The organism is Amedibacillus sp. YH-ame10, assembly GCF_053848885.1.
Genome location: NZ_JBSPFA010000011.1, coordinates 38,530 through 62,529, shown reverse-complemented (window position 1 = coordinate 62,529; position 24,000 = coordinate 38,530). Strand labels below are relative to the sequence as shown.

At 33.0% G+C, this 24,000-nt stretch carries 26 protein-coding genes and 1 riboswitch; of the genes, 5 read left to right on the top strand and 21 right to left on the bottom strand.

All coding sequences use genetic code 11. The features are described from left to right. Positions 1-22 precede the first annotated feature (22 nt). The 12 genes from ACWG42_RS06230 to ACWG42_RS06175 all read right to left on the bottom strand — a co-directional run bounded on the left by ACWG42_RS06230 (position 23) and on the right by ACWG42_RS06175 (position 14,226). Positions 23-439, bottom strand: coding sequence for an NUDIX hydrolase (locus ACWG42_RS06230; protein WP_455790903.1), 417 nt, complete (start codon positions 437-439; stop codon positions 23-25). 16 nt (positions 440-455) lie between these two features. Further along, entirely contained in the window at positions 456-1,262 is an 807-nt protein-coding gene (locus ACWG42_RS06225; RefSeq protein ID WP_455790901.1) for a histidinol-phosphatase HisJ family protein, read from the bottom strand. 92 nt (positions 1,263-1,354) lie between these two features. Further along, positions 1,355-2,248, bottom strand: coding sequence for an alpha/beta hydrolase (locus ACWG42_RS06220; RefSeq protein ID WP_455790899.1), 894 nt, complete (start codon positions 2,246-2,248; stop codon positions 1,355-1,357). A 99-nt stretch (positions 2,249-2,347) separates the two neighbouring features. Continuing rightward, entirely contained in the window at positions 2,348-3,880 is a 1,533-nt protein-coding gene (gene purH / locus ACWG42_RS06215; protein ID WP_455790897.1) for a bifunctional phosphoribosylaminoimidazolecarboxamide formyltransferase/IMP cyclohydrolase, read from the bottom strand. Then, positions 3,877-4,467, bottom strand: a complete 591-nt coding sequence (gene purN, locus ACWG42_RS06210) for a phosphoribosylglycinamide formyltransferase (RefSeq protein ID WP_455790895.1) — start codon at positions 4,465-4,467, stop codon at positions 3,877-3,879. Before purN ends, purH begins: the two co-directional genes overlap by 4 nt. Further along, the gene (purM, locus tag ACWG42_RS06205; protein ID WP_455790894.1) at positions 4,461-5,492 is read right to left on the bottom strand and encodes a phosphoribosylformylglycinamidine cyclo-ligase; all 1,032 of its coding nucleotides are present in this window, start codon (positions 5,490-5,492) and stop codon (positions 4,461-4,463) included. Before purM ends, purN begins: the two co-directional genes overlap by 7 nt. After that, on the bottom strand, positions 5,489-6,907 hold the full coding sequence (purF, locus tag ACWG42_RS06200; RefSeq protein WP_455790893.1) for an amidophosphoribosyltransferase: 1,419 nt from the start codon (positions 6,905-6,907) through the stop codon (positions 5,489-5,491). Before purF ends, purM begins: the two co-directional genes overlap by 4 nt. A gap of 19 nt (positions 6,908-6,926) precedes the next feature. Beyond that, positions 6,927-10,619 (bottom strand): phosphoribosylformylglycinamidine synthase, encoded by a 3,693-nt coding sequence (locus ACWG42_RS06195; RefSeq protein WP_455790891.1) that lies wholly within the window; start codon positions 10,617-10,619, stop codon positions 6,927-6,929. 19 nt (positions 10,620-10,638) lie between these two features. Continuing rightward, the gene (gene purE / locus ACWG42_RS06190) at positions 10,639-11,139 is read right to left on the bottom strand and encodes a 5-(carboxyamino)imidazole ribonucleotide mutase (protein ID WP_455790889.1); all 501 of its coding nucleotides are present in this window, start codon (positions 11,137-11,139) and stop codon (positions 10,639-10,641) included. A gap of 187 nt (positions 11,140-11,326) precedes the next feature. Further along, positions 11,327-11,428, bottom strand: a riboswitch (purine riboswitch). A 417-nt stretch (positions 11,429-11,845) separates the two neighbouring features. Then, positions 11,846-12,982: a type II toxin-antitoxin system HipA family toxin gene (locus ACWG42_RS06185; protein WP_455790887.1), complete on the bottom strand. Its 1,137-nt coding sequence runs from the start codon at positions 12,980-12,982 to the stop codon at positions 11,846-11,848. Then, complete coding sequence (locus ACWG42_RS06180) at positions 12,969-13,250, bottom strand: helix-turn-helix domain-containing protein (protein ID WP_455790885.1); 282 nt, start codon at positions 13,248-13,250, stop codon at positions 12,969-12,971. The genes ACWG42_RS06185 and ACWG42_RS06180 overlap by 14 nt, the downstream gene beginning before the upstream one ends. 55 nt (positions 13,251-13,305) lie before the next feature. Next, on the bottom strand, positions 13,306-14,226 hold the full coding sequence (locus ACWG42_RS06175; RefSeq protein WP_455790883.1) for a DUF1848 domain-containing protein: 921 nt from the start codon (positions 14,224-14,226) through the stop codon (positions 13,306-13,308). A 188-nt stretch (positions 14,227-14,414) separates the two neighbouring features. Between ACWG42_RS06175 and ACWG42_RS06170 the strand changes: the two genes are divergently transcribed. Further along, positions 14,415-14,603 (top strand): hypothetical protein, encoded by a 189-nt coding sequence (locus ACWG42_RS06170; protein ID WP_455790881.1) that lies wholly within the window; start codon positions 14,415-14,417, stop codon positions 14,601-14,603. 140 nt (positions 14,604-14,743) lie between these two features. Here the strand turns inward: ACWG42_RS06170 and ACWG42_RS06165 are convergent, their stop codons facing one another. Then, complete coding sequence (locus ACWG42_RS06165) at positions 14,744-15,400, bottom strand: hypothetical protein (protein WP_455790879.1); 657 nt, start codon at positions 15,398-15,400, stop codon at positions 14,744-14,746. Positions 15,401-15,712: 312 nt separating this feature from the next. On the opposite strand from ACWG42_RS06165, the gene ACWG42_RS06160 reads away from it, so the two are divergent. Next, entirely contained in the window at positions 15,713-16,897 is a 1,185-nt protein-coding gene (locus ACWG42_RS06160) for a hypothetical protein (RefSeq protein WP_455790878.1), read from the top strand. A gap of 302 nt (positions 16,898-17,199) precedes the next feature. Here ACWG42_RS06160 and ACWG42_RS06155 read toward each other — a convergent pair whose 3' ends face one another. The 7 genes from ACWG42_RS06155 to ACWG42_RS06125 all read right to left on the bottom strand — a co-directional run bounded on the left by ACWG42_RS06155 (position 17,200) and on the right by ACWG42_RS06125 (position 20,060). After that, on the bottom strand, positions 17,200-17,433 hold the full coding sequence (locus ACWG42_RS06155; protein WP_455790877.1) for an IS1/IS1595 family N-terminal zinc-binding domain-containing protein: 234 nt from the start codon (positions 17,431-17,433) through the stop codon (positions 17,200-17,202). Between the two features lie 144 nt (positions 17,434-17,577). Beyond that, a complete protein-coding gene (locus ACWG42_RS06150; protein ID WP_455790875.1) occupies positions 17,578-17,838 on the bottom strand; it encodes a hypothetical protein in 261 nt (86 codons plus the stop codon). 68 nt (positions 17,839-17,906) lie between these two features. After that, positions 17,907-18,092: a hypothetical protein gene (locus ACWG42_RS06145; RefSeq protein ID WP_455790874.1), complete on the bottom strand. Its 186-nt coding sequence runs from the start codon at positions 18,090-18,092 to the stop codon at positions 17,907-17,909. Between the two features lie 84 nt (positions 18,093-18,176). Further along, positions 18,177-18,320 (bottom strand): hypothetical protein, encoded by a 144-nt coding sequence (locus ACWG42_RS06140; RefSeq protein WP_455790872.1) that lies wholly within the window; start codon positions 18,318-18,320, stop codon positions 18,177-18,179. An 824-nt stretch (positions 18,321-19,144) separates the two neighbouring features. Then, positions 19,145-19,351 carry a hypothetical protein gene (locus tag ACWG42_RS06135; protein WP_455790871.1) on the bottom strand — a complete coding sequence of 69 codons (207 nt, stop codon included), beginning with the start codon at positions 19,349-19,351 and terminating at the stop codon, positions 19,145-19,147. A gap of 222 nt (positions 19,352-19,573) precedes the next feature. After that, positions 19,574-19,810 (bottom strand): hypothetical protein, encoded by a 237-nt coding sequence (locus ACWG42_RS06130; protein ID WP_455790870.1) that lies wholly within the window; start codon positions 19,808-19,810, stop codon positions 19,574-19,576. Between the two features lie 49 nt (positions 19,811-19,859). Beyond that, positions 19,860-20,060, bottom strand: a complete 201-nt coding sequence (locus ACWG42_RS06125; RefSeq protein ID WP_455790868.1) for a hypothetical protein — start codon at positions 20,058-20,060, stop codon at positions 19,860-19,862. Between the two features lie 523 nt (positions 20,061-20,583). On the opposite strand from ACWG42_RS06125, the gene ACWG42_RS06120 reads away from it, so the two are divergent. Genes ACWG42_RS06120 through ACWG42_RS06110 form a run of 3 tightly spaced genes read left to right on the top strand, consistent with a single transcriptional unit; the run spans position 20,584 to position 21,718 of the window. After that, on the top strand, positions 20,584-20,916 hold the full coding sequence (locus tag ACWG42_RS06120) for a PadR family transcriptional regulator (RefSeq protein ID WP_455790867.1): 333 nt from the start codon (positions 20,584-20,586) through the stop codon (positions 20,914-20,916). Positions 20,917-20,919: 3 nt separating this feature from the next. After that, entirely contained in the window at positions 20,920-21,312 is a 393-nt protein-coding gene (locus tag ACWG42_RS06115) for a DUF6120 family protein (protein WP_455790865.1), read from the top strand. Position 21,313: 1 nt separating this feature from the next. Then, positions 21,314-21,718 (top strand): hypothetical protein, encoded by a 405-nt coding sequence (locus ACWG42_RS06110; protein WP_455790863.1) that lies wholly within the window; start codon positions 21,314-21,316, stop codon positions 21,716-21,718. Between the two features lie 190 nt (positions 21,719-21,908). On the opposite strand, the gene ACWG42_RS06105 is transcribed toward ACWG42_RS06110, so the two are convergent. Then, positions 21,909-23,990, bottom strand: a complete 2,082-nt coding sequence (locus tag ACWG42_RS06105; protein ID WP_455790862.1) for a BglG family transcription antiterminator — start codon at positions 23,988-23,990, stop codon at positions 21,909-21,911. Positions 23,991-24,000: the final 10 nt, after the last annotated feature.

The window sequence follows — 24,000 nt, the reverse complement described above, 5'->3', positions numbered from 1 at the left end:
TATATTCATCAATAAATCATAGTTAATCAAGCTTCAATTTTTTAATTTGTTCTATCAATAAGGGCTGTATCAAAGGGTATGTCCACTGACTTGGCAACTCTTCAAACAGTTCTACTTTTTCCATTTCAAGAGGAGGTAATTCTTCAAACTCAATGATTTTCGCAAAGTACAACATTCCAAAGGTTTCTTCCTTCTCATTCATTACAGAATAAGCACAAACAGGTTTTATCTGATAATCTATCGCGCCTGTTTCTTCCCATAACTCTCTTTTTGCAGTTTCATCGATTTGTTCCTGTTCTTCTCTATGCCCACCAGGAATTTCGTATGTGCTACGTTCCTTATGTTTGCAGAACACCCATTTGTTTTCATACCTTGAAACAATCACCGCAAACTTATATAGTTCATCATCAACAGTATCATAAAAATTTACCTTTAACATTTCTACTAGCTATCCTTTATAGTTCGTGGAAAACAGGTTTCATTTTATCAAACGTACAATATTCCTTGAACCCAATCTCTTTTAATTGCGCTTTAATTTCCTCTATATAAGCACCCAAGTGAATTGGTTTATGAGAATCAGAACCAATCGTAATGATACGACCGCCCAATTCTAGATACAACTTTAAGATATTCACCGATGGTGTCATATCTCCTATCTCATAGCGAATAAAGGACGTATTAATTTCGATTCCTTTTCCATCCGCGATAATATATTTTAATATCTTCTCAATCATTTCACGATCATTCATAACATCATACCCATCATTATTATCATAGCGACGTATTAAATCAAGATGAGCCAAAACACTATAATCATGATAGTTTTGAACTACTTTATACATCGCTTGATAGTAATCATTATAGTATTCGCTCTCCGTTTTGCCACGTTGAAACTTGCGATTCCAATATCCTTTGTTATCGATACGATGAATCGATAGTAATATAAAATCAAAAGGGTATTCATCGAATATTTTCTTGTATTCATCTATGGTTCCATATTGAATTCCAAATTCCATTCCCTTTTTTATCTTGATTTTATTATGAAATTTCTTTTGTAGCTTTTCGATTTCAGAAAAATAGCGTGGAAAAGGAATAAGTGATTGTTCCACTGTTTCATGTCCTTCTATTTTTTCGTTCAGATCAAAATGATCTGTAAAACATAATTCATCAATTCCCAATAATATCGCATCCTTCACGACATCCTGCATTTTATATACAGAATCATCACTGAAATGCGAGTGCACATGATAGTCACAATACACAATCTCATCCCGCTTTCGTTATTTACCAATTTACTTGTATTATAGTCAAAACCTAATAATATTACAAGCATTTGTATTTCAAGGTTTGGCACTTATGATAAATTATTTAAAAACTTTAACATCCTTTGAACAGACTCTTTGCTTTCTGGTTTATCGGGATCAATAATATGAAATACATGTTGTAGGGTATCGTAAGATGCATCCCAAATAAGTGCTTCGTGTGGGATTTTAAGTTGTATTAGTTTTTGTTCAAGTCGAATCGTTTGAAAAGAGAATATTTTATCTTCTTTACTACTTAATAGAAACATTGGAATATCCCATTGTTCATCAAGTATGGCATCTAGACAATCCACATGTTTTAGTGTGCTTGTTTCATTTGGAAATAACCAGTGATAAAGAATTTTGAATGGTCTTGTTTTTGCCTTTTTCAAAGGTGTTAAATCATAAACACCATGTTGTAGTAACAAGGCAGCCACATGAATTCCCTGTGCATTGACTTCATACACCTTTTGTAATTCTTTATCTCTTACAATACACGCTGCTAAACTTGCTAAGTGTGCACCTGCAGAGTCTCCACAAAGGCATACATGTGCATTTTCTAATCCATAATCTTTTTTATGTTCCTGAATAAATTGTAGAGCTTTGAAAATTTGTTGTATTTGCTGTTTCACTGAATAGTCAGGTGCTAATCCATAATCCATATTGAAAACAGAATATCCTCCATTTGCTAAATGCATACAGAAATGACGATTCAACTCTTTCTTTCCATACATCCAAGCACCACCATGAATATCCAAAATATATAAATTTTTTGATATCTTCTTCTTTGGCATATAGTGATCCATACAAAACTGCACACTATAAGCTATATCTCTATCTTCTAGCACATGCTCTACATCTTTCTTTTGTGTATAATACTGCATGTCTTTTTTTTCCATTTTCTTTGTTGCTAGTTTTACTACTTTTCTTGCGACAACATGCTTCATTTTTATCACTCCATATAGTAAATACTATATCATACTATTGCAAATTATGAGAAAAGTTCATACGATAGTCAAAAGAAAAAGAAACTCATTGTTGAGTTTCTAGTGTTTGAAATGACGAATACCTGTAAATACCATTGCAATTCCGTGTTCATTACATAAATCAATGGATAATTGATCTTTGATTGATCCACCTGGTTGAATGATCGCAGTAACTCCTACCTTTAAAGCTTCTTCTACTGTGTCAGGCATTGGGAAGAATGCATCAGATCCCATGACAGAACCCTTAGCTTTATCACCTGCTTGTTCGATTGCTATTTTCGCAGCTCCAACACGATTCATTTGTCCAGCACCAACACCTACTGTCATATTGTCTTTGACCAAAACAATCGCATTTGATTTTACATGTTTTACAACTTTCCAAGCAATTAGTAATTGTTCAATTTCTTCTTCACTTGGTTTGCGATTTGTAACACAACGTAAATCATCAACACAAACAACATGATCATCATTGTCTTGAATTAACAAGCCATCATTTACATTTGTTACTTTATATTTCGCATGTACAGATAATGTTGTATCTAACTGCATCAAACGAATATTTTTCTTTGCAGATAAGATTTCAAATGCTTCTTTTTCAAAATCAGGCGCAATGATAATTTCAAGGAAGATATTTGATAACTCCTTCGCAACAGATACGCTTACTGTATCATTGAAGGCAACAATTCCACCAAAGATAGAAACAGAATCAGCTTCATATGCTTTCTTCCATGCTTCTTCAATACTAGCACCAATACCCACACCACATGGGTTCATATGTTTTACACCAACTGCTGCACTTTGTCCTTCGAAGTCTTTCAGGATTTCAATTGCGGCATTTCCATCTTGGATGTTATTGTAAGACAATTCTTTACCATGAAGCTGTTTCGCATTTGCCAAAGAATATTGAGGATCCATATTCTTATAGAACGCTGCACTTTGATGAGGGTTTTCTCCATAACGAAGATCTTGTACCTTATCGTATGTAATTGTTAACTTTTCAGGATATTTATCTCCTGTACGTTGTGTCAGATAATCTGCGATCATCGCATCATAGCTTGCCGTATGACGGAATACTTTTGCCGCAAGATATTCTCTTGTAACAGGACATGTATCATTGTTTTCCTTCAACTCTTTGATCACCGCAGCGTAATCATTAGGGTCAACGATAACAGGAATGGATTGATAATTCTTTGAAGCACTTCTTAACATACTAGGTCCACCGATATCAATATTTTCGATAATTTCCTCGTGGGAAACCCCTGGTTTTTGTACAGTTTGTTTGAATGGGTATAAGTTTACACATACCAAATCAATATATTGAATACCAAGTTCTTCGATCTGTTTTACATGATCTGGATTATCACGTACACATAATAAAGCACCATGTACTTTTGGATGTAATGTTTTTACACGTCCATCCATAATTTCTGGGAATCCTGTAACTTCAGAAATTCCAATGGTTTCAATTCCAGCGTCTTCTAATGCTTTTTTTGTTCCTCCAGTAGAGATGATTTCATAATCAAGTGCTCTTAATTCTTTTACAAACTCTACTAAGTTGCTCTTATCTGAAACACTTACTAATGCTCGTTTCATGCGAGTGCCTCTCTTTCTATCATTTCACATACACTTTGTACAACCTCTGGAAACATTTTATATTCCATAGCATGTACATGTTCTTCTAACGTTTCTAATGTCCAAGATGGATCCATTATAATTTTTTCTTGATGTATAATGGTTCCTGTATCTACACCTTCATCTACATAATGAACCGTAACTCCTGTGTATTCCGCTTTTGCCTCAAATGCATCTTGAATGCTATGGGCTCCAGGGAATGCTGGAAGATATGCAGGATGCAAGTTGATGATGCGTTGATCGAAATTATTTAACAATACACGACCAATAAATCTCATATATCCCGCAAGAACGATGAGTTGTACCCCATAAGATTGAAGTATTTCTAAAATCTTTGTTTCATAGTCTTCTTTTGATGCATATTCTTTTGGGTTTACATAAACACAAGGAATTTGTAGTTGTTTTGCACGCTGTATTGCATAAGCCTTTTCTTTATCTACGATGAGGACTTTACAAACAGCACTTGTAACTTTTTTTGCCTGTATCTGGTTCACGATATTTTCGAAATTAGAACCATTTCCACTGGCAAATATTGCAATGCTTACCATTTCAAATCCACACTTCCACTGCTTGTGACTTCACCAATTACATAAGACTCTTCATTGATTTCTTTTAATAAGCTTTGTACTTTTTCTACGTCTTCATTATTTACTGCCATAATGAAACCAATCCCCATATTGAAAACATTGTACATTTCTTTTTCAGGAATACCACCTGTTTTCATAATTAGGTTGTATACTTCTGGTCTAGGGAAGCTTGTTGTATCGATACTTACACCTAATCCTTCTTTTAACATTCTTGGAACATTCTCATAGAATCCACCACCAGTGATATGAGACATCCCTTTGATGTCTACATTATTTGTAAGTAAGTGTTTGATTGCTTTTACATAAATTTTTGTTGGAGTTAACAACACTTCACCTAATGGTTTATCGAATCCATCGTATGTTTTCTTAATATCTAAATTTGCATCTTTCAATAAAACTTTACGAATTAAAGAGAATCCATTAGAATGGCATCCACTAGAAGGAAGTCCAATTAAGGTCTGACCTGCTGCGATATTTTTTCCATCTAACAACTTGCTCTTTTCCACCACTCCTACACAAAATCCCGCAATATCATAATGACCATCATGATACATATCCGGCATTTCTGCAGTTTCCCCACCGATCAAAGCACACTGTGATAACTCACAACCATCCGCAACACCTTTTACAATCTGTTCAATTTGTACAGGGTGATTTTTTCCAACTGCGATATAATCAAGGAAATAAATAGGCATAGCTCCTTGTACCAATACATCATTCACACACATCGCAACTGCATCAATCCCAATTGTATCGTGTTTGTCTACATCAAATGCTAACATAAGCTTTGTCCCAACACCATCTGTTCCAGATACAAGTACTGGTTCTTTCATTTGTAAGATACTTAAATCAAACATTCCTCCAAAGCTACCTAAAGAATCAATAGAACCTTTGATTTGTGTACGTGCAACGTGACTTTTGATACGTCTTACGGATTCATAACCAGCTTCTAAATCGACACCGGCTTCTCTATATTTATCACTCATTTTTTCTTCTCACTTTCCAAAACATCACCATAGCTATATAAGCTAGTACAATATTTACCATCGAAACAAGCAGTACACAAGTTCTTTGTACCAAATGCTTCTCCCATTTCTTCAACACCCATAAAGCGTAAAGAATCAGCTCCGATAAAGTTGCATAATTCATCATGGCTTAAACGTGCAGAGATCAACTCATCATACGTTGAAGTATCCACCCCATAGAAACATGGACTGACCAATGGTGCAGAACAAATACGAACATGTACTTCTGTTGCGCCTGCTTCTTTTAACAATTGTACGATACGTTTACTTGTTGTCCCACGAACAATAGAATCATCTATCATAAAGACGCGTTTTCCTTTTACTATAGATTTAACGGCAGACAATTTCATACGTACACCGCGTTCTCTTTGTTTTTGTGTTGGTTGAATGAAGGTTCTTCCTACATAACGATTTTTAATCAAACCGATTTCATAAGGAAGTCCACTTTCTTCACTAAATCCAATCGCTGCAGAAATAGAAGAATCAGGAACACCAATTACGATATCTGCTTCAACATCTTCTCTACGTGCCAATGCTCTACCTGATAAACGACGTGCAGTATGCACATTGATACCATCGATATTACTGTCAGGACGTGCAAAGTAAATATACTCCATTGCACACATCTTATATTGAATTTCACTTGTATATTGATAACTATGAACACCCTCTTTATCAATCTTTACGATTTCTCCAGGACGGATGTCACGAATATAGGTAGCTCCTACGATATCGAAAGCACAAGTTTCACTACTTACGCAGTATCCACCTTCACTTAATTTTGCTAATGCGATTGGACGAAGTCCATTCTTATCACGAATTGCATATACCGCATCATTTGTTAAGATAACAAATGCAAATGCCCCTTCAAATCGTTCACAAGATTTTTTAATCTTTTCTACGAAGTTTCCTTTTTCAACCTGTATCCAGTGTGCAAGTAATTCTGAATCACTGATTCCTTGAAAGATACTTCCTTTCACTTCTAATTCATTCTTTAATTCTGGAGCGTTTACGATTTGTCCATTATGCGCAACTGCAAATGAGTTTGCATGGGAACGAACCATAATTGGTTGTACATTTTCCAATTGGTTTGCATCCGCTTTGGAATAACGAACATGTCCAATTGTATGATGACCTGGCAAGGTCTTCATAATATCATTATTGAAGACCTCCGCTAACAAGCCTTTTCCTTTATAACAGTTGATTTCTCCACCTGTATCACAAGCCGCAATACCTGCAGCTTCTTGTCCACGATGCTGAAGTGCATGTAATCCAAAATAGGATAGGGATGCGGCATCCGAGTTATTGTATATGGCAAAGACACCACATTCTTCATGTAATTCCCTTGAAAGGAATTCATCTCTTACTTCATTCATATATTGTATACTCACTTTCTTACTTCTTAAAGTAGTCAACACCGTTTTTAAAGATGTTTTGGTTCTTATCTCCAGCTATATTTTTAAAGAGTCCTTCTTCATAACGTTCGCTATGTCCCATTTTACCAAGGATTCTTCCATCCGCAGATGTAATACCCTCAATTGCATAAGTAGATCCATTCAAGTTGTAAGTTCCATCCATCGTAGGATTTCCATCAAGATTTACATACTGAGTTGCAACTTGTCCATTTTCAAATAATTGTTTTGCCATTTCTTCACTTACTACAAACTTACCTTCTCCATGTGACATGGCAACACTATGTGTTGCACCTGGTTCAAATCCCGCTAACCAAGGAGATTTATTAGAAGTAATACGAGTAGAAGCCATGTGACTTATATGACGATTGATATCGTTTCTAAACAATGTAGGAGAATCTTCACTCAGTTTTGTGATATCACCATAAGGTAACAATCCTGATTTGATCAATGCTTGAAATCCATTACAGATCCCTAAGATTAAACCATCGTTTGCTAACAATGTTTGAACTGCTTCATTTACAGATGGATTGCTTAATACATTCGCAATGAATTTACCACTTCCATCAGGTTCATCTCCACTAGAGAATCCTCCAACAATCATCAAGATTTGCGCAGCCGCAATCTTTTCACTTAATTCTTTTAAAGAACGTTCGATACTTTCTACGTTCAAGTTATTGAATACATAGACTTCTACTTCTGCTCCTGCTCTTTCAAATTGTTGTTTTGTGTCATATTCACAGTTTTGCCCTGGGAATACCGGAATGATAACTTTTGGATGCTCGTAAGTCTTACGTGCTTTCTTCACTTCTATTGCCTTATAAACTGGTGTTTCAATCGTTTGTTCTTTTGCATTTACATGCATTGGATACAAGGCATCATAACGTTCACACCAAACAGAAATAGCTTCCTCAATTGAAATTGTTTCTTCATTGATCTTAATGCAATCGTTATTTGTTGTAGTTCCTAATAAGATGAAGTTTTCTTCATCTAAAGGCAAATCTGCTTCTACAATGATGCTTCCTAAAGAAAGATCAAATACATTTTCTTTTGTAGTAACATCAACACCAATTTTATTACCAAAACTCATTTTACATAAAGCTTCACTAATACCACCAAATTTTACAGTAGAAGCACTCATTACTTTATTGTTCAAAATCAAATTACGAACTGTTGTAAAGTTCTTCTTTAACATATCGTAATTTGGAGTCATATTCTTATTCGGTGTATGTTTTACCAAATAAATATAGCTTCCGTCCTTCTTAAATTCAGGAGATATAATATTCGCTGTCTTTTCTGTAGTAACTGCAAATGTAATCAATGTTGGAGGTACCGTAATATCATTGAATGTACCAGACATAGAATCTTTTCCACCAATTGCTGGTGTTTCAAATGCCATTTCTGCTTCAATCAAGCCTAATAAAGCTTGCATTGGTTTTCCCCATTTTTCAGGATGATCATTCAATCGTTCGAAGTATTCTTGATTTGTCAAACGACAAGTTGCATAATTACCACCCATCGCCACAACTCTAGCAAGTGCTTCAACAACAGAATAAGCAGCCCCAAGATATGGTGAATATAAAGACACTTCTGGATGATATCCGTGTGTCATAATACTACAAGTATTTGTAAATCCAAAGACAGGTAATTTTTGTACACTACCTTCCGTCTCGCTTAATTGATATTTTCCACCAAATGGCATCATAACCGTAGATTTACCGATAGATGAATCAAACATTTCTGCCAATCCAATCTGTGATGCTACATTTGGTTGTTTTAAGTTTTCTTTGATATTGTTTACGCTACTGTGGAATGGATCCATTGTAGTAAGTCCTTCTGTAACCAATACATCTTGAAGTCCACGTACTCCATTTGTATCTAAGAATGCACGAGAGATATTTACGATCTCTTCACCATGGAAGTTAATTACCAAACGTTTTTCTTCTGTAACAACCGCAACTATACATGCATCTAAGTTTTCTTCATATGCCAATTGTTTGAATTCATCAAACTTATCACTTTCAATCAATACAGCCATACGTTCTTGAGATTCACTAATTGCTAACTCTGTGCCTGATAAACCATTGTATTTTACTGGTACTTTATCCAAATCGATAATCAATCCATCCGCGATTTCTCCAACCGCAACAGAAACACCACCAGCACCAAAGTCATTTGCTTTTTTGATCAAACGAGTCGCTACTGGATTACGGAATAATCTTTGTAGTTTACGTTCGATTGGAGCATTTCCCTTTTGAACTTCAGAAGAACATTTTGTAAGTGATGTATCGTTGTGCTCTTTAGAAGAACCTGTAGCTCCACCAACACCATCACGTCCAGTAGCTCCACCAATCAATACAACAATATCACCTGCAGCTGGTGTCTTACGTACTACATTATCTTTTGGCGCAGCACCAACAACAGCTCCTACTTCCATACGTTTTGCGACATACCCATCATTAAAGATTTCTTTTACATAGGTTGTAGCCAAACCGATTTGGTTTCCATAAGAAGAATAACCTGCCGCAGCCCCTTTAGAAATGCGTGATTGCGGTAGTTTGTTAGGAAGTGCTTCTTTGATATCTTTTGTGATATCACCAGCTCCCGTAATACGCATTGCTTGATATACATAACTTCTTCCTGACAATGGGTCACGAATAGCCCCACCAATACATGTAGAAGCTCCACCAAATGGTTCAATTTCTGTAGGATGGTTATGTGTTTCATTCTTGAACATCAACAACCATTGTTGATCTTCTCCATCTACGTCAACTGTGATTTCTACAGAACAAGCGTTGATTTCATCGCTTACTTCCATATCATCCAATTTTCCTTTTTTACGTAAATACTTTCCAGCAATCGTAGCCATATCCATCAATGTCATGACTTTCTTTCCACCGTGTACTTCTTCACGTAAGTTCAAATATGTATCAAACGCTTTCTGCATCGTATCCTGTAAAGAACCTGCATCAAACTTTACATTTTGTAAAATCGTTTCAAACGTCGTATGACGACAGTGATCTGACCAATACGTATCCAACACCTTCAACTCCGTTAAGGTAAGATCACGGTGTTCCTCATCTCTAAAATAAGCTTGAATGTGCAATACATCAGCAAGTGTCATAGCCAACCCTTGTTCACTACGCAACGCCTCTAATCCAGCATCATCCAATTCACAAAATCCTTTTAATACTGGTACAGCTTCGATTTCCACATCTTCTTCATATCCCAATACATTCAAATCTTTCTCACGATTTTCTACTGGGTTAATTAAATATTTTTTTACAGCATCCACATCTTGTTGTGTCAAAGCTCCATTTAAAACAACAATACGTCCACTCTTAATAACTACATCTTGTTTATTATTTAACAACATAAGACATTGTTGTGCACTATCAGCTCGTTGATCATACTGTCCTGGTAAACATTCATATGCAATAAATGTTTTTCCACTTAAATCAATAGAATCATAAACAACATCTGTTACTTTCTCGGAAAGAACCTTTTCATTCAACAACTTTAAATCTCTATCATCTCCATGAAAAATATCATAGGTATTGTAGAGTTCTACTCCCTCTAAACTATGTAAACTTAGATTCTGCTTTAACTCATGAAACAAAGAATCTGATTCAACTTGATATGCTTCTTTCTTCTTTACGAAAACACGATAATTCATAGATTTCACTCTACCCTTTCTATTCTACTTCAATAACAGAATCTGCGACTACTTTGTCAGCCATAGACTTCTTAAATTCCACCATTTTGTTTGCCATATCTTCATCAAATAAAGCAATCATTTGAGCCGCAAGAATTGCTGCATTCTTTGCACCTGCTTTTCCAATCGCAACAGTTGCTACAGGGATTCCTCCAGGCATTTGTACCGTAGATAGTAAAGAATCCATACCACCTAATGCACTTGTTTGAATAGGAACACCAATCACTGGTAGTGTTGTACTAGAAGCAATTACGCCACCTAAGTGTGCCGCTCCACCAGCTGCCGCAATGATCACTTTAATGCCACGATCTTTTGCGCCTTCCGCAAGCGCGATTACTTCATTCGGTGTACGATGTGCAGATAAAGCATGAGCTTCAAATGGAATATTGAACTCTTTCAATTGGTTAAAACAGTTTTCCATAGTAGGTAAGTCTGAACGACTTCCCATAAGGATTGATACAAGTGGTTTGTTGTTTGTCATAGTTTTCTCCTCCTAGAAATAAAAAAATACATATTGCTTTTTTCCCAATATGTACACTTAAAAACGCGTATGTTGTGTAATTGTTATAGCGTATCTACTTAAGACCATAAGTAAGACCTCCTATACAAATATAAAGACGTACCTGTTTGCACAAGCAAACAAGTACGCCTTCCGTTATTCGATACGTTAGACATATCCGTTTGCTTGTAGTCCCCTCATTTAAGGTAAAGGGCTAGAAACTTCCCGACCATATTTCGGGATATATACAAGCGATCGTCAATACTCTTCTATTTTACTAAAATTCTTTATTTATTACAATAGCAATTCACGCAATCTTTTACTATTTCTTACCTACCTAAAATGAAATACGCTTACATTTCATCTCTTTTTATACCTTACCTATTTACTTTTGAAATCTTACTCGCAATATAATACACTTTTCTATTAGAAATCATATATTTTACTTCCATCCAGATACTCTAGATATCCTTTTTTCTTGCACCCATCATACTTCGCAATTGGGTACCTCTTCAAAGTATTTTTTTGATTTCCCATTTCACCGCTTCTAAAAAAAGTTTTGTCATATGTTCATCTTCTTTTGTAGGCTTCACATTCACGTGTAATATCATTTTCATATCGTACACCTTTTTTATATTCTACCGCATTTTCTCATAATAAAAAATTTGAATGTTTAAATGATATATGCTTACAAATATTCTTTCAACATACGTTTTATTGTTTCTTTCATCTGCTTTATGATAATCAATGCCTTTCCTTTATCAATCCCTGCCTCTAACGCAACTTCTAATAATTCATTGATATCTGGATTTTTACCATTTCCATGAACACTCGTCGCATGTCCTCCACCTATGGAATAGCTATATGTTAAGTCATATGCAGGTGATAGAATCCACGTTCGAATTGTATCATCATATATAAAACTAAAGTTATTGCTATGATCATCTCGGTTATGTCCAAACACATTAAAACACATCAAGCGATACATTTTCATTAACTCTTCATGATTGTTGGTTAACATCATAGTTAATTTCATTAAAATAGTATAATCCAGACTAGGAACGCGATGACTTGTTTCTAACAAAGCGCTGACACTTATCATATGTAGTTTTTTTACTTTATTTGTATGGCTATCCTTCATGCGATCAAATCGTTGGACGCCAAAATATCCACTACATTGTTTAGAAGCAAATAATTGAAATGAAGGTATATTCAAACCACACGCTCTTGCACATTTGTTATATGAATACTCCATTTCTCCAATATTTACATGATCCATTGCAGATGGAAACTTTATAATCCAGTCTTCGTTATGAATCTTTGTCAATATCTTAGGTCTAGCACCTCCACTAGAACCTCCCAAGAAAAACAACTCATCCAATGTTCCGCTTTTCTCATCATTCAAAATTTTCTTGCATTCATTTGCTAAATAATCAAAATCAATAATCTCACTCTCTTTATGTAATTCATATATTGGTTTATAAGATAAAGCTCCCATGCCTGATTCGCCAACAATCGCAAGACGATCTAGACTTGTTATCTCATTTGGATTTTCACCTTTACTTTGCAATAATCGATCAACCAATAATCTTCCCCACCCATCTGGCAAACTATCATAAAAAACTCCAAACAGTCCATCAAATGGTTCATAACTCTTTGGTTCAAACACACCACTTTCTAAAGGCAAAGAAAATGGAGATATACTAAAACCATGAAGAAGCCATTCATCATCATAGGCAAACGCAACTCTACCATCCTTCATAATGGCTAAAGTTCCCACACATGATGAATTATAATATACTTCTAATTTTTTATATTTGATCATCAATTACCTCCTGAATACTTTGATACTTCTTTCTCTGGAACAATTGCGAAAAATCATTTTGACACTCTAACGCCATACCGATTTTGATTAGAGAAAATAATGAAATTTCTCCACTATTTTCAAATCGTTTTATAGATCCCAAACTTACACCGGATTTTCTACTTAAACCTTCTTGACTCAATTTCATTTCCTTTCTTCTATTCCGGACATTTTCAACAATTTCTTTTTGATAATCTGGAGCCATCTTTACTTTATATATATCTATCATAGATAATATATTATCTTATTTTTACTATATTGTCAATAATTGGATAATATATTAACTAAAATAACGTGTCTTGTAATACACTCTTTTCTTTCCTCTCTACGATATAGTCTTCCGCTTCTATACATCCAATTAATACACTGCTCTTAGGATCATGCAGTTTCATTCTATTTTCAATCTGTTTAGCATCATAATTTGCATAACAATACAAACAATGATGTGCGCAACAATTGTAATCTCCTATATCAACACTATTCATACACGCACAAGTATCGCGTACTCCCTTTCCTTTAATATGAGAAAGAGAATGTCCCGCAATCTTCTCAAGTTCTTTTTGATCCATACACAATCCTTTTATAATACCAAATTTACTTAAATCAATTTTCTCAGCACATGTCTGTACAAGTATCCCATATTGTTTCGAGATTTTACCAAACACCTCTCCTATCTTACGCATAGAAGCTTCGTTCATTTCCACCATACGCATCGTTTCCATATTCGCTTTTGTATTCTTATACATATCCACAAAAGAAATAATAATTTTTCCTACACGCCCCTGTAATGTTTTACAAAGCTTCGTAAACGCAACTTCATGATACTCTATTGTGTATACCTCACTTAAGAATATTGGATCATAACGAACAACTAGTCGATTTTCACCTAATTTATCCGCAAGCGTAAGAATACTTTGTAGAATTTCCTTCTTATTAGGTAAACGTTCTATATCTTCTCTATAGGGAGTGAATGTAACTTGCATTTGAAATGGAAAAGGAACCTCATCTAGCTTATTCATAATAGGAATTGGATTCTTTGTACAAAACACAATCACATCAATATTTTGTGGATTCAATTGTATTCTAGAAATCTGATGCGGATTAAATGGATTTCTAACATCCACGAATCCTTCTTCTAAACGAGTAAAAAACCATGTACTATAATATGCTGGTATATCACAACGACCACTTACAAATAAAATCATAACATCACTTCCTCATATAGTACTATTCTATAGTATTTTAAAACGCAATTCCACTTTCTAGTTTGCTTTTTCAAATAAGTCTTCCTTGCTAAAACAGTTGGTTGTGAAAAAAACCTCATTGTCAGTATTGTTAAATTTATGGTGTAACAATGAGGTATATGATAATACCGTAAAGGTGGTAATATCATATGAACAAAATAACTATTGAAGATTTAAAATGTATCCCAGCAAAAGAGCTTCATGAACTACAACTAACAATTTATAATCTTGTGAAAGAGAAACTATCATTAGCTATAAATAATGCTAGAGAACAGTTAAGTCAAAGAACAGAAGAAGGATATAAGTGGCATTACACTTACAATAAAATTTTCGTATGATCCAAGGAATTTAAATATTTAGACATATTAATTATATTTAACAGGTTATAATTACAGTGGAAAACATAATATGTATGTAACAAAGCTCACGCCTATTACTATAGCAATTGATTTAGATTGTTCTTTTAGTATATTTTGAATTATTCAGTATGATCTAAAACATCTTGTGGAGCGTATTTAAGTAGCCGGATTGAACGAATTATATTGGTAGTGATACCGGATAAGCCTAATATGTAACATACAAATAAAACAATAACAAACATATCAACATGAGTCCCTAATGTTTTTACTATTAAATAGCTAATCAAGCCTAAAGTTATGCAAGGCAATGCTACTCGCTCAAGAGGTTCAATTTTCATATACCTGTTATCAATATACAAAAGAATAATTGCTCCGATTAAACTTCCTATAATGAAGATGATAGACCAAATTTGTTTAATATCTCCAATGTTTGGAAGGGATATTATTGTAATAATAATAGTAAACAAAAATAATATAATAAAAACGATGCCTCTCATCATATAATTTTTTATTAAGAGTTTAAATATTCTATTTTTTTTATATTGCTTTGTCAATAAATGTAGATAAAACACAAGTGCTAATGATATGAAAGAAATCCCTATACTCAATATTATGAATTCATTGACAGCAAATGAAAATATTGTATTCAAAATTGCATAAACTAATATGACATAAATAAAAGAATCATTTATCTTATTCTTTAGCTTATTCACTAAAGCAATATCATTTTCGATAAAATTTTTTTTATAATTATCTGAATCAAATTTAACTTTCATACAATCTCCTTTTGTCACTAAACTAATTATTCTTTCCAATCATAGAATTCATGTATATTTTATAGCTATAGAAATAATATGTTAATTATTGGGCGAAAGCAAGGTATTATTAATTGGATAAAGGATTGTAATGAGGTTGATTTATTAAATGCTACCTTATCTTGTTTTTGAATTTTTTATTTAGAACAATGGTATAATAAAGGTGACTTATTGAAGTTATTACTAAGACACTGTGTGAAAAATTATTAATTATTGTTTTCAAAATAGTTTTGATAATCACAATATTTATACAGTGAAAGAAAGGGAGATATAATGCGCAAATTTATGATATGTTTTTCTTGTTTTTTCTTATTTGTTACATTAGCTGCTTGTAAAAGTCGTGCAGATATAGATGAGGAAAAACAATATAAGAAACAGGCGGAAGAAAATGCAATAACATATATAAAAGAAAAATATGATATAGATGCAACAGTGAAAAAAATCAATTTAGGCAGAATAGATACTTCTCCTATTCCCGATTTTGATCCAAAATTGGATGGTAGTGCTTATTTGGATATGCTTTACAAGGGGAAAGAATTTAAAGTGGCGATAGAAGGAGATAAAAAAAGTTACAATGGCTGTGATAATTATCAGTTAGAAGATATTAAAGATGCAATATTAAATCAATTAACGCAAGAATTAAATAGTGATGTTTATGAAAGTATCTTAGTTTTTGAAGAGTATGAGGTAAATAATCAATACATTCCACGTAATATGTTTCCTAAAAATATGGTGTTAAAGAATAATAATCTAAAAGAATTCTTATCTGAAATCACTATGGTTGGTATTTTTTTTAGCGAGGATGCACCTTCTCTTGAACCAATAAAAAAAGTATCATTTTTAAATCAAAGGCATCAAATGGCAGTTTTCAATTATAAACCATATTTCAATAGCACAGGAACGAATTATGATGCTCCTGATTATTCACAGATGGAGTTTATGTATCGAGATTTACAATTAGCCAAAGCAATTGATTTGAAGGAATCTATTTTATGGATGGACAATACATTTCATGAAACGAAGTATGAACCGAAGTATATTGGAAATGCCATATGTTTTACATTTGATCGAGAATGGAACGCTAGGGATACTCTAGCTACTTATGATGTAACAATAGGGGATCGCAGTTTATTTAAAGATCTTGAAGAATTCAGGGAATTTGAAATCATATCACCTTGTGTTAGTTTGACGAGGGAGAGCAATGGAAACTATACTGTTGTATACATTCCACAAGAAGATTTTCTTCCTCAAACAATTGATGATAATGACAATAGACAGATAGAACTTATATATTCTGAATTTAATGGTGAAAGACATAAATCCAGTGATGATTTAAGCACAACCACTACAAATACTAGTAAATATTATGATAACAATGGAAATACATATCTACGAGTTATGCCTACTGAAAAAAACATTACGTTTTGCTATGCAACCGTTGGGATAAAAGATAACTAAGTATAGATAGATTTCGTACTTTGTCAGGGATGCACCTCTGAAACTACTCCCTTATTATTCACGTTGTATAGAGTTTCATCTAGTGTTACTAAACCTTGCAAATGAGTTTTGTTTTCATGTTTGTTTAAAAGATAATTGATTTTATGTCTCTAGCGGAAAGCAGTATCTTCGCTTATGTTGGACAAATCCGCACATACTTTCAATGTTCGTTATTCTAGGTATGCCTGAATAAAAGTTGCCCATTGCGCTTTAATTTTCTTTGTGGAAAACAGAAGCGTATTCGTTTCTGAAATGAAAACATGTTAACAATCTTCATTTTTGCATTGGTAACGTTGCTTACCTTGTTTGTTGGTGCCGTATTTGATGATTTTGTGCGAATTACAATGAGGGCAACACAAAACATCTTGATCACAGTGAGCTAATAACATACTTTCATTAACTAGTTTCTCTTTCACAAGATTATTGATTGTTAGTTGTAGTTCATGAAGCTCTTTTGCTGAGATACATTTTAAATCTTCAATAGCTATTTTGTTCATATGATATTACCACCTTTATGGTATTATCATATACCTCATTGTTACACCATAAATGTAACAACACTAGTAATGAGGGGGGGCACAACCAACTGTTTTAGCAAGGAAGACTTCTTAATAAAAAGAAGAGTTCTTCACAAACCCTTCCTACACTTGTTTACTACCAATAAACAATACCATATCAACACACTGAATTCCCACTAGCCATAGTAAGGCATACATATAGCTAATTCCAAAAAAGATAGAACTTATAAACAACGCAGTAATTCCTATCAGTATCCATCTAAATCTTGTTGTATGCAAGACTAGAAATAATTGATTCCCTGCTTTGTATTTTTTATAAACGATTACCTTTAGAACTATATAAACTAAAAGTAGTATGATAAAACTAATAAGGCTTGCTTGCATACAATGCCCCTCCTTCATTTCTAACACTATATATACAAATTTTAATCTTGTTCTATTACAAAAGGTAATTACACATTGCCTTTCTCACGTTCTTTCAAATATTTAAAGACAGATGATACGAGCATTCCAATTGTAATGATCGTCAATAAAACCGATTGAATACTAATCTTTGTAAAGGTGTAATAAAGTGCATACCCCATGAATACGATATCAATTAGAAATACAACACCCCAAAGTAACTTTTTTGTACTCATATAGACCCTCCTTTCCTCCAGTAACTCAAGAAAGAGATAAACATAGTATTTCATGCCTATCTCATATACATAATCATTTACGTGCTAATTTCCTAGATTTGTTATCAAATACATAAATATAAAGAATAGCAATGTGGAAATAATTGCTTGAATAAAATGCTTTCCAATCTTCTTTATTTCTTCTTTAGTAACCCATTGTTCTTCTGTTGGTTTATTATTTTCTTCCATTTTGTTGGTCTCCTTTGAATTTGATACATACTAGTTTTCTTTGTTCCTAATTAAGGTTTGCTACTGTAAAAATAATTATACGCATTTTGTGCATTCACCTTGTTTGCACCAGATCCAACTGCACTGATTAATAGTTTCATAAGATTTACTGTTTATCCCCCGTTATGTTTTCTTATAAATTCGATTTTTAACATCCTATTATATATCGCATTTTTTTAAAATTTCTTACTTGCGATAATGTAGTAATGTATATATAAAAGTTATAATCATGTCAAGTAGAAGGCAAACTCCTATGATGATAGGAACTTGCTGCCAAACATCATCATTTTTACTCAACAATAATGATATAACGACAACTAGCAACATATTTAATGCAGAAAAGAAAAACTTATGTAAGAAAAATGTCAGCTGCTCTCGCATTTATGATACCTCCTTGAAAGTTACTATTTGTGAATAGGATGTATAACAAAGCTTTGAATCAGTAATTGTAACCCTTATTCTATTCCCATTTGCTGCAGCATTCACCACTGCAATATCACTCTAATTACCTTCTCAAATCATACTCTTGTTTAAAGTTTAAAAAGTCATTGTATTATTTTCAAAATTAGGTTTAAATTCAATCACTTACCATATTGTATCATTACTTGCATCTGAAACCAGTAATTACTCAAGCACATTAAATACCATTCTTTCCCTTTAAAGTGTGTGCTTTTATCCTTAAATTCTATGATAGAATGTGTTTTCACCATTTTCTCCTGTATCTACTCATCGACTTCAAAAATGCTCATGTTAGTATTGTTATTGGAATTTTACATACTGCCCTTTTAACTATCATATATATTTGATAATTTTTTTAATTCTTTAAAAGAGAATATATACCCCACAATTAACACAGCCGTAATCACCACAGCAGTAGATAGCTCTAATTTCCAAAAAGATACAATAATTGCAGTTAATCCCAACCATGATGTTTTTTTAAAACGAATAAATTTTTCCTTTGCATTTAAATTCTTCCATAATATTTTTTTCATTATTTCCTCCATTCCCCCGCACCTCGCACGCGGGCACAAATATTTTGTGAAACTACTACAATTCCAAATACTGTTATGCTACCATATAAAAGAGGTAGTATACTACAGATTCTAATAGGAAACTAAATAATAATCTTTAATAAAATATAGTCATGAAATATATAGATTAATTCAAATTTACTAAATTATAAAATATTGTATTTGGCTTTAGTTACATTAATTTTACATCGATATAGTTTTTATATTTTTGTTTTTTATTTCTTTTTTTATCTTTTTGTAATTTTCAATAATATCACTTATTCCAAATACAAATATAAGTAATGTAAGATAAAAGCTTAAGGATGAAAAGGATAGTTTTTGGTCCAAAAACAAAATATCTACACTTTCAAAGCACATAATAATCAACCAGAATTTTGATTTTTTCAATGCTAGTTCTATTATCTTAAGATTATCATTCATTTTATGTCCTCTCTTTTCTATTAATTAACTATTCTTTCAACAAACCCTTTTATACTGTTTGAACAACGGCGCTCCAGTAAACATATGGTGCCATATTACATTGTTGTGAATGAGGTGGGTTGCAGTTCGGATCTTTCTCAAGATAAGATACTACTTTATATCTTTCGTTTGTGGCTAAATTCTCTAACATCGCTCTACCTATCATCTCACATACATCTTCACCTGTTCCAAACTGTACAATTTTAAACATAGCCTTTCCACCTGCATATATTTTCTTTATGACTCCCCATATAATTTTATAATTCCTCTAGTTTCTGTGGATGGTTCCATTGTTACTTGTTCTTCATCTGACAGAGAACGATACATAGAAAACTCATCATTTTGGTCCTTAATAATAGTGATTACTTCATTTCAACATCATACTCAACTATTTCATCTTGTAATATTGTTCTGTTTTCTATTCTTGCTATTCTATCAATGAATTCTTGGACTTCCACATTATCAACGTTAGCCTGTTTGCATTTATGATTTGAATTCAAGGATAAAAATGTAAAAGCAACTAAAACACTACAAATATTTTAAATATTTTTCATATGGATATTCATCTAACAAAAGATAAAAATGGTTGTTGAATTTCATTGTATTTGAAAGTACTTCCTATCCATATTATACACTCGTCTATATATTTTGTAAATCATACTTTTATAAAAATAGTATTTTTGTGTTGATTGTGTTTGTGTTATACTATAAACGGAAGAAAAGATAGGAGAATTATGGCAAAGTCGAATAGTTTTTTTAATATAGATTTATTAGTATTAAGCATTTTACGAAATCATGATCATTATGGATACGAAGTCGTAAAGTTAATGAATGAGATTTCAGATGAAGCAATCACCATAAAGGAAGGTACTTTGTACCCTATTATGTATAATCTATTAAAAAAAGGTTACATAACAAGTGAAGATAAAATCGTAAACAGAAAGATTCGTGTTTATTATCATATAGAGGATACAGGAATTGAATACCTAGAGAACGTTATAAAAGAGTTTAAACTAAACATCGAGGGAGTTTTTAAAATCATCCAGTATGGAGAAAAAGGGGAATAAATTATGGAAGAGTATATTCTTTTGTATATGAGTGAAGTAAAGTCGTTGATTGCTATGCATTCTAAACAAGAAAAAGAATTTCTAAAGAAATTAAAAAATGAAATCATTCAAACTTGCGAGAATGAGAATGCAACAACTTACAAAAATATTGTAGAACTCTTTGGAACTCCAAAAGATATCGCAGTCTCTTATATTGAAACCATAGAAACAGAAAGAATAACTCGCTATATAAAAAGCAAGAAATTGTTTTTATGCTTTATTATCAGCACACTTATAGTAATATTTGGCATTTATACTTATGACGCTTATCGTTTGGAGAAACTCCTTGATGCTGTTCAGGAAGAAAAAGAAGCTCAAAAAGGTATGTGGGCACCAAGTGAAGATGAGGGGCAATAGTATGAAAAAATTAATTAAAGAATACGTGCATTGTATCAATGCTTTAATTCCTATTAATTCAAAAGAAAGTAAAGAATTTATCATATCACTAAATAAAAAAATTATTCGTTCTTATGAAAATTGTGAAATTCATAACTATACTGAAATGATAACAAAATTTGGTAGTCCTAACGAGGTAGCTATTTCTTATATAAACGGAATTGAGCCAGAGCAAATCATAAAGCAGCTAGATAAGAAAAAACGTCTATCTTTTCTGATGTATACTGGAATATTTGCTATTTTCTTGATAGGAATTACAGGAATCCTTAAAGTTAATCAAGAATATGAGGGTGCTGCTGACAGTTTATTAAACATCCGTATTGAAACAACTATCACAGAGAACCCAATCCCACAGGAAGGAGAGTAATAATAAATTCTCAATAGCTTTTGGTCTAAATATAATAAAAGTGCTTCTAACTCTGGTAATAGTGCCAGCGCTAGTGCAACCGCAAAGAATAATACTGGTATAAAAACTAGTCGAGGAGTCACTTTAACATGTAGTCCTACAGGTAGATTGTCATAAAGGGAAACGAATATAAAGATTCGTCTCCCTTTTTTTATACAATTTCACTTTCCAAGAAATGAAACACTTCTTTTGATGAATCTGCTTTATCTAACATTTTAAAGAATGCTTTATTGTTGAACATATCTAGTAATTGTGACATTGCGGTTAAATGACTCTCATTATCAGTAGCACTTAGCGTAAATATATATTTGATAGGATCAAGTTCCTTATTGCCAAATACAATAGGTTCTTCTAAAACTCCTATGCCTATTCCTCTTCTAAGTGCTCCTGCGCTTGGCTTTGCATGAGGAAGTGCAACATGTTTTGTGATAACCACAAAAGGCCCTTCTACTTTCATGATACGTACGATTTCCTCTACATAAGCAGATTTAATATACGCATGATCAATCATTGGTTGCGCACATATACGAATGGCTTCTTCCCAATTTTTCGCATCTACATGCAAACATATCGTGTGTTCATCTACCATATGTAATAGAGTTGCAGATGGTGTTTTCTTTTCCTCTTTAATATCCATCGCAGAGAAATATGTTATAAGTTCATTTTCTAATTGTGCTTCGTTATGAATATTTGCGTGTTTTCTTACGATATTTAAAATTGCCTTTGTATTGGGTTGTTGATACGTGGAGTTTCCAAGTTGGTAATATACTTCTCTTGATATTTGATAACGTTCGCTAAAGTTCATAACGGGACTTACTTTAATCACAGGAATATCACCTGTATCAATATCTAACATATCATTGGTTGTAAAGATGATATCGATTTTTAAATCTTTATCTAATTCACGACTAGACTCCATTGGAGCATAGAAATACATTTCTGGAAACAGTTCTGTTAGTTCACTATATAAGATTGCACTACTTCCAATTCCATTTAAACAAACAATAAGAGCTTTCTTTCTTGGCACTACTTCACTCGCTCTCGTTTTAGAGTAAATGACGGTAAAGTGAATGGTTAGATATGCAATTTCTGCTTCTGGAATTGCCTTATGAAATAGACCTGTAAAAGGACGTACTGTTTCACTGATAAGCTGATATAAGTCTGCATATTCACTTTTTACACGCTCTGATAATGGATTAACAATAGGCAGCTTAAACAATAATCGATAATATGCGGGTCTAAAATGTGAGTAGAGTTTACGAAAAATATCTTCACTATCCTTATAGTGAATTCCACTTAAGGATTCAAAACGCACCATAATCTTTTCAACAATCTCTGCTATAACAGCACAATCTGCCGTATCTTCTTCTACATCTCCAACAGAAATCCCTAGAATCCAAGCACTTATATAATAAATATCCGTTTCTGTTAGTGGCTTCTTTGTTGGTCTTTCTTTTAATAATTCTTTTGTGAAATGATATTCCTTTAAAGAATCCATAATTCCTACATCATATAAATGTGCAATTTCTTCTGGATCATTTTGCATTCTTTGCATACGTACACGTAAGAAAATAAAGATGTAAATAAATTCACTTAAGCGATCTTCTACGAAACGAATTTGGTATTGTTTCGCAAGTTCAATAATGACCAATTGAAAATAATCAAAGGTATCCAAGTGGTACGCATCAATAAACAAATCGAATACTTTGGTATTCTTCTCTTCCGCAAGGAAACAAATAATCAACTGCATCATATAGCTACGGATTTGTAATTCTTCACCTGCTAAGTGATAGCCATGTGTTCGGTTGTTTTTTATTTCAATTCCATTCTCTTTCAACTCTTGTTGAAGGTCTTTAAAATCTAATAAGATGGTAGAACGACTTACTCCTAATTGATCCATAAAATCCATCTGAGATACATAATCCATATGCAGAAAAAGCATGAAATACATATACATCATGCGTTCTTTCTTATTCATAATATAACTCATATCCCCTTTTACAGAAGACATGATTTTCTTTAAAGCATGTTTTGTTTGTTTTTCTAGGTAAACTTCTCCATGGACACCAAAAGTAATTGGCTTACATACGTGGTCTTGTAGCATATGATTTAACTTCTCTACACGATATGCAACCTGTCTTCGAGTGGAATGTGTTTCATTTTGTAAATCCGAAGTTGTTAATAAAGATTTTTTTAACAACAAACGAATCAGGGTTAATAAGTCATTATCCATGTGAAATTCT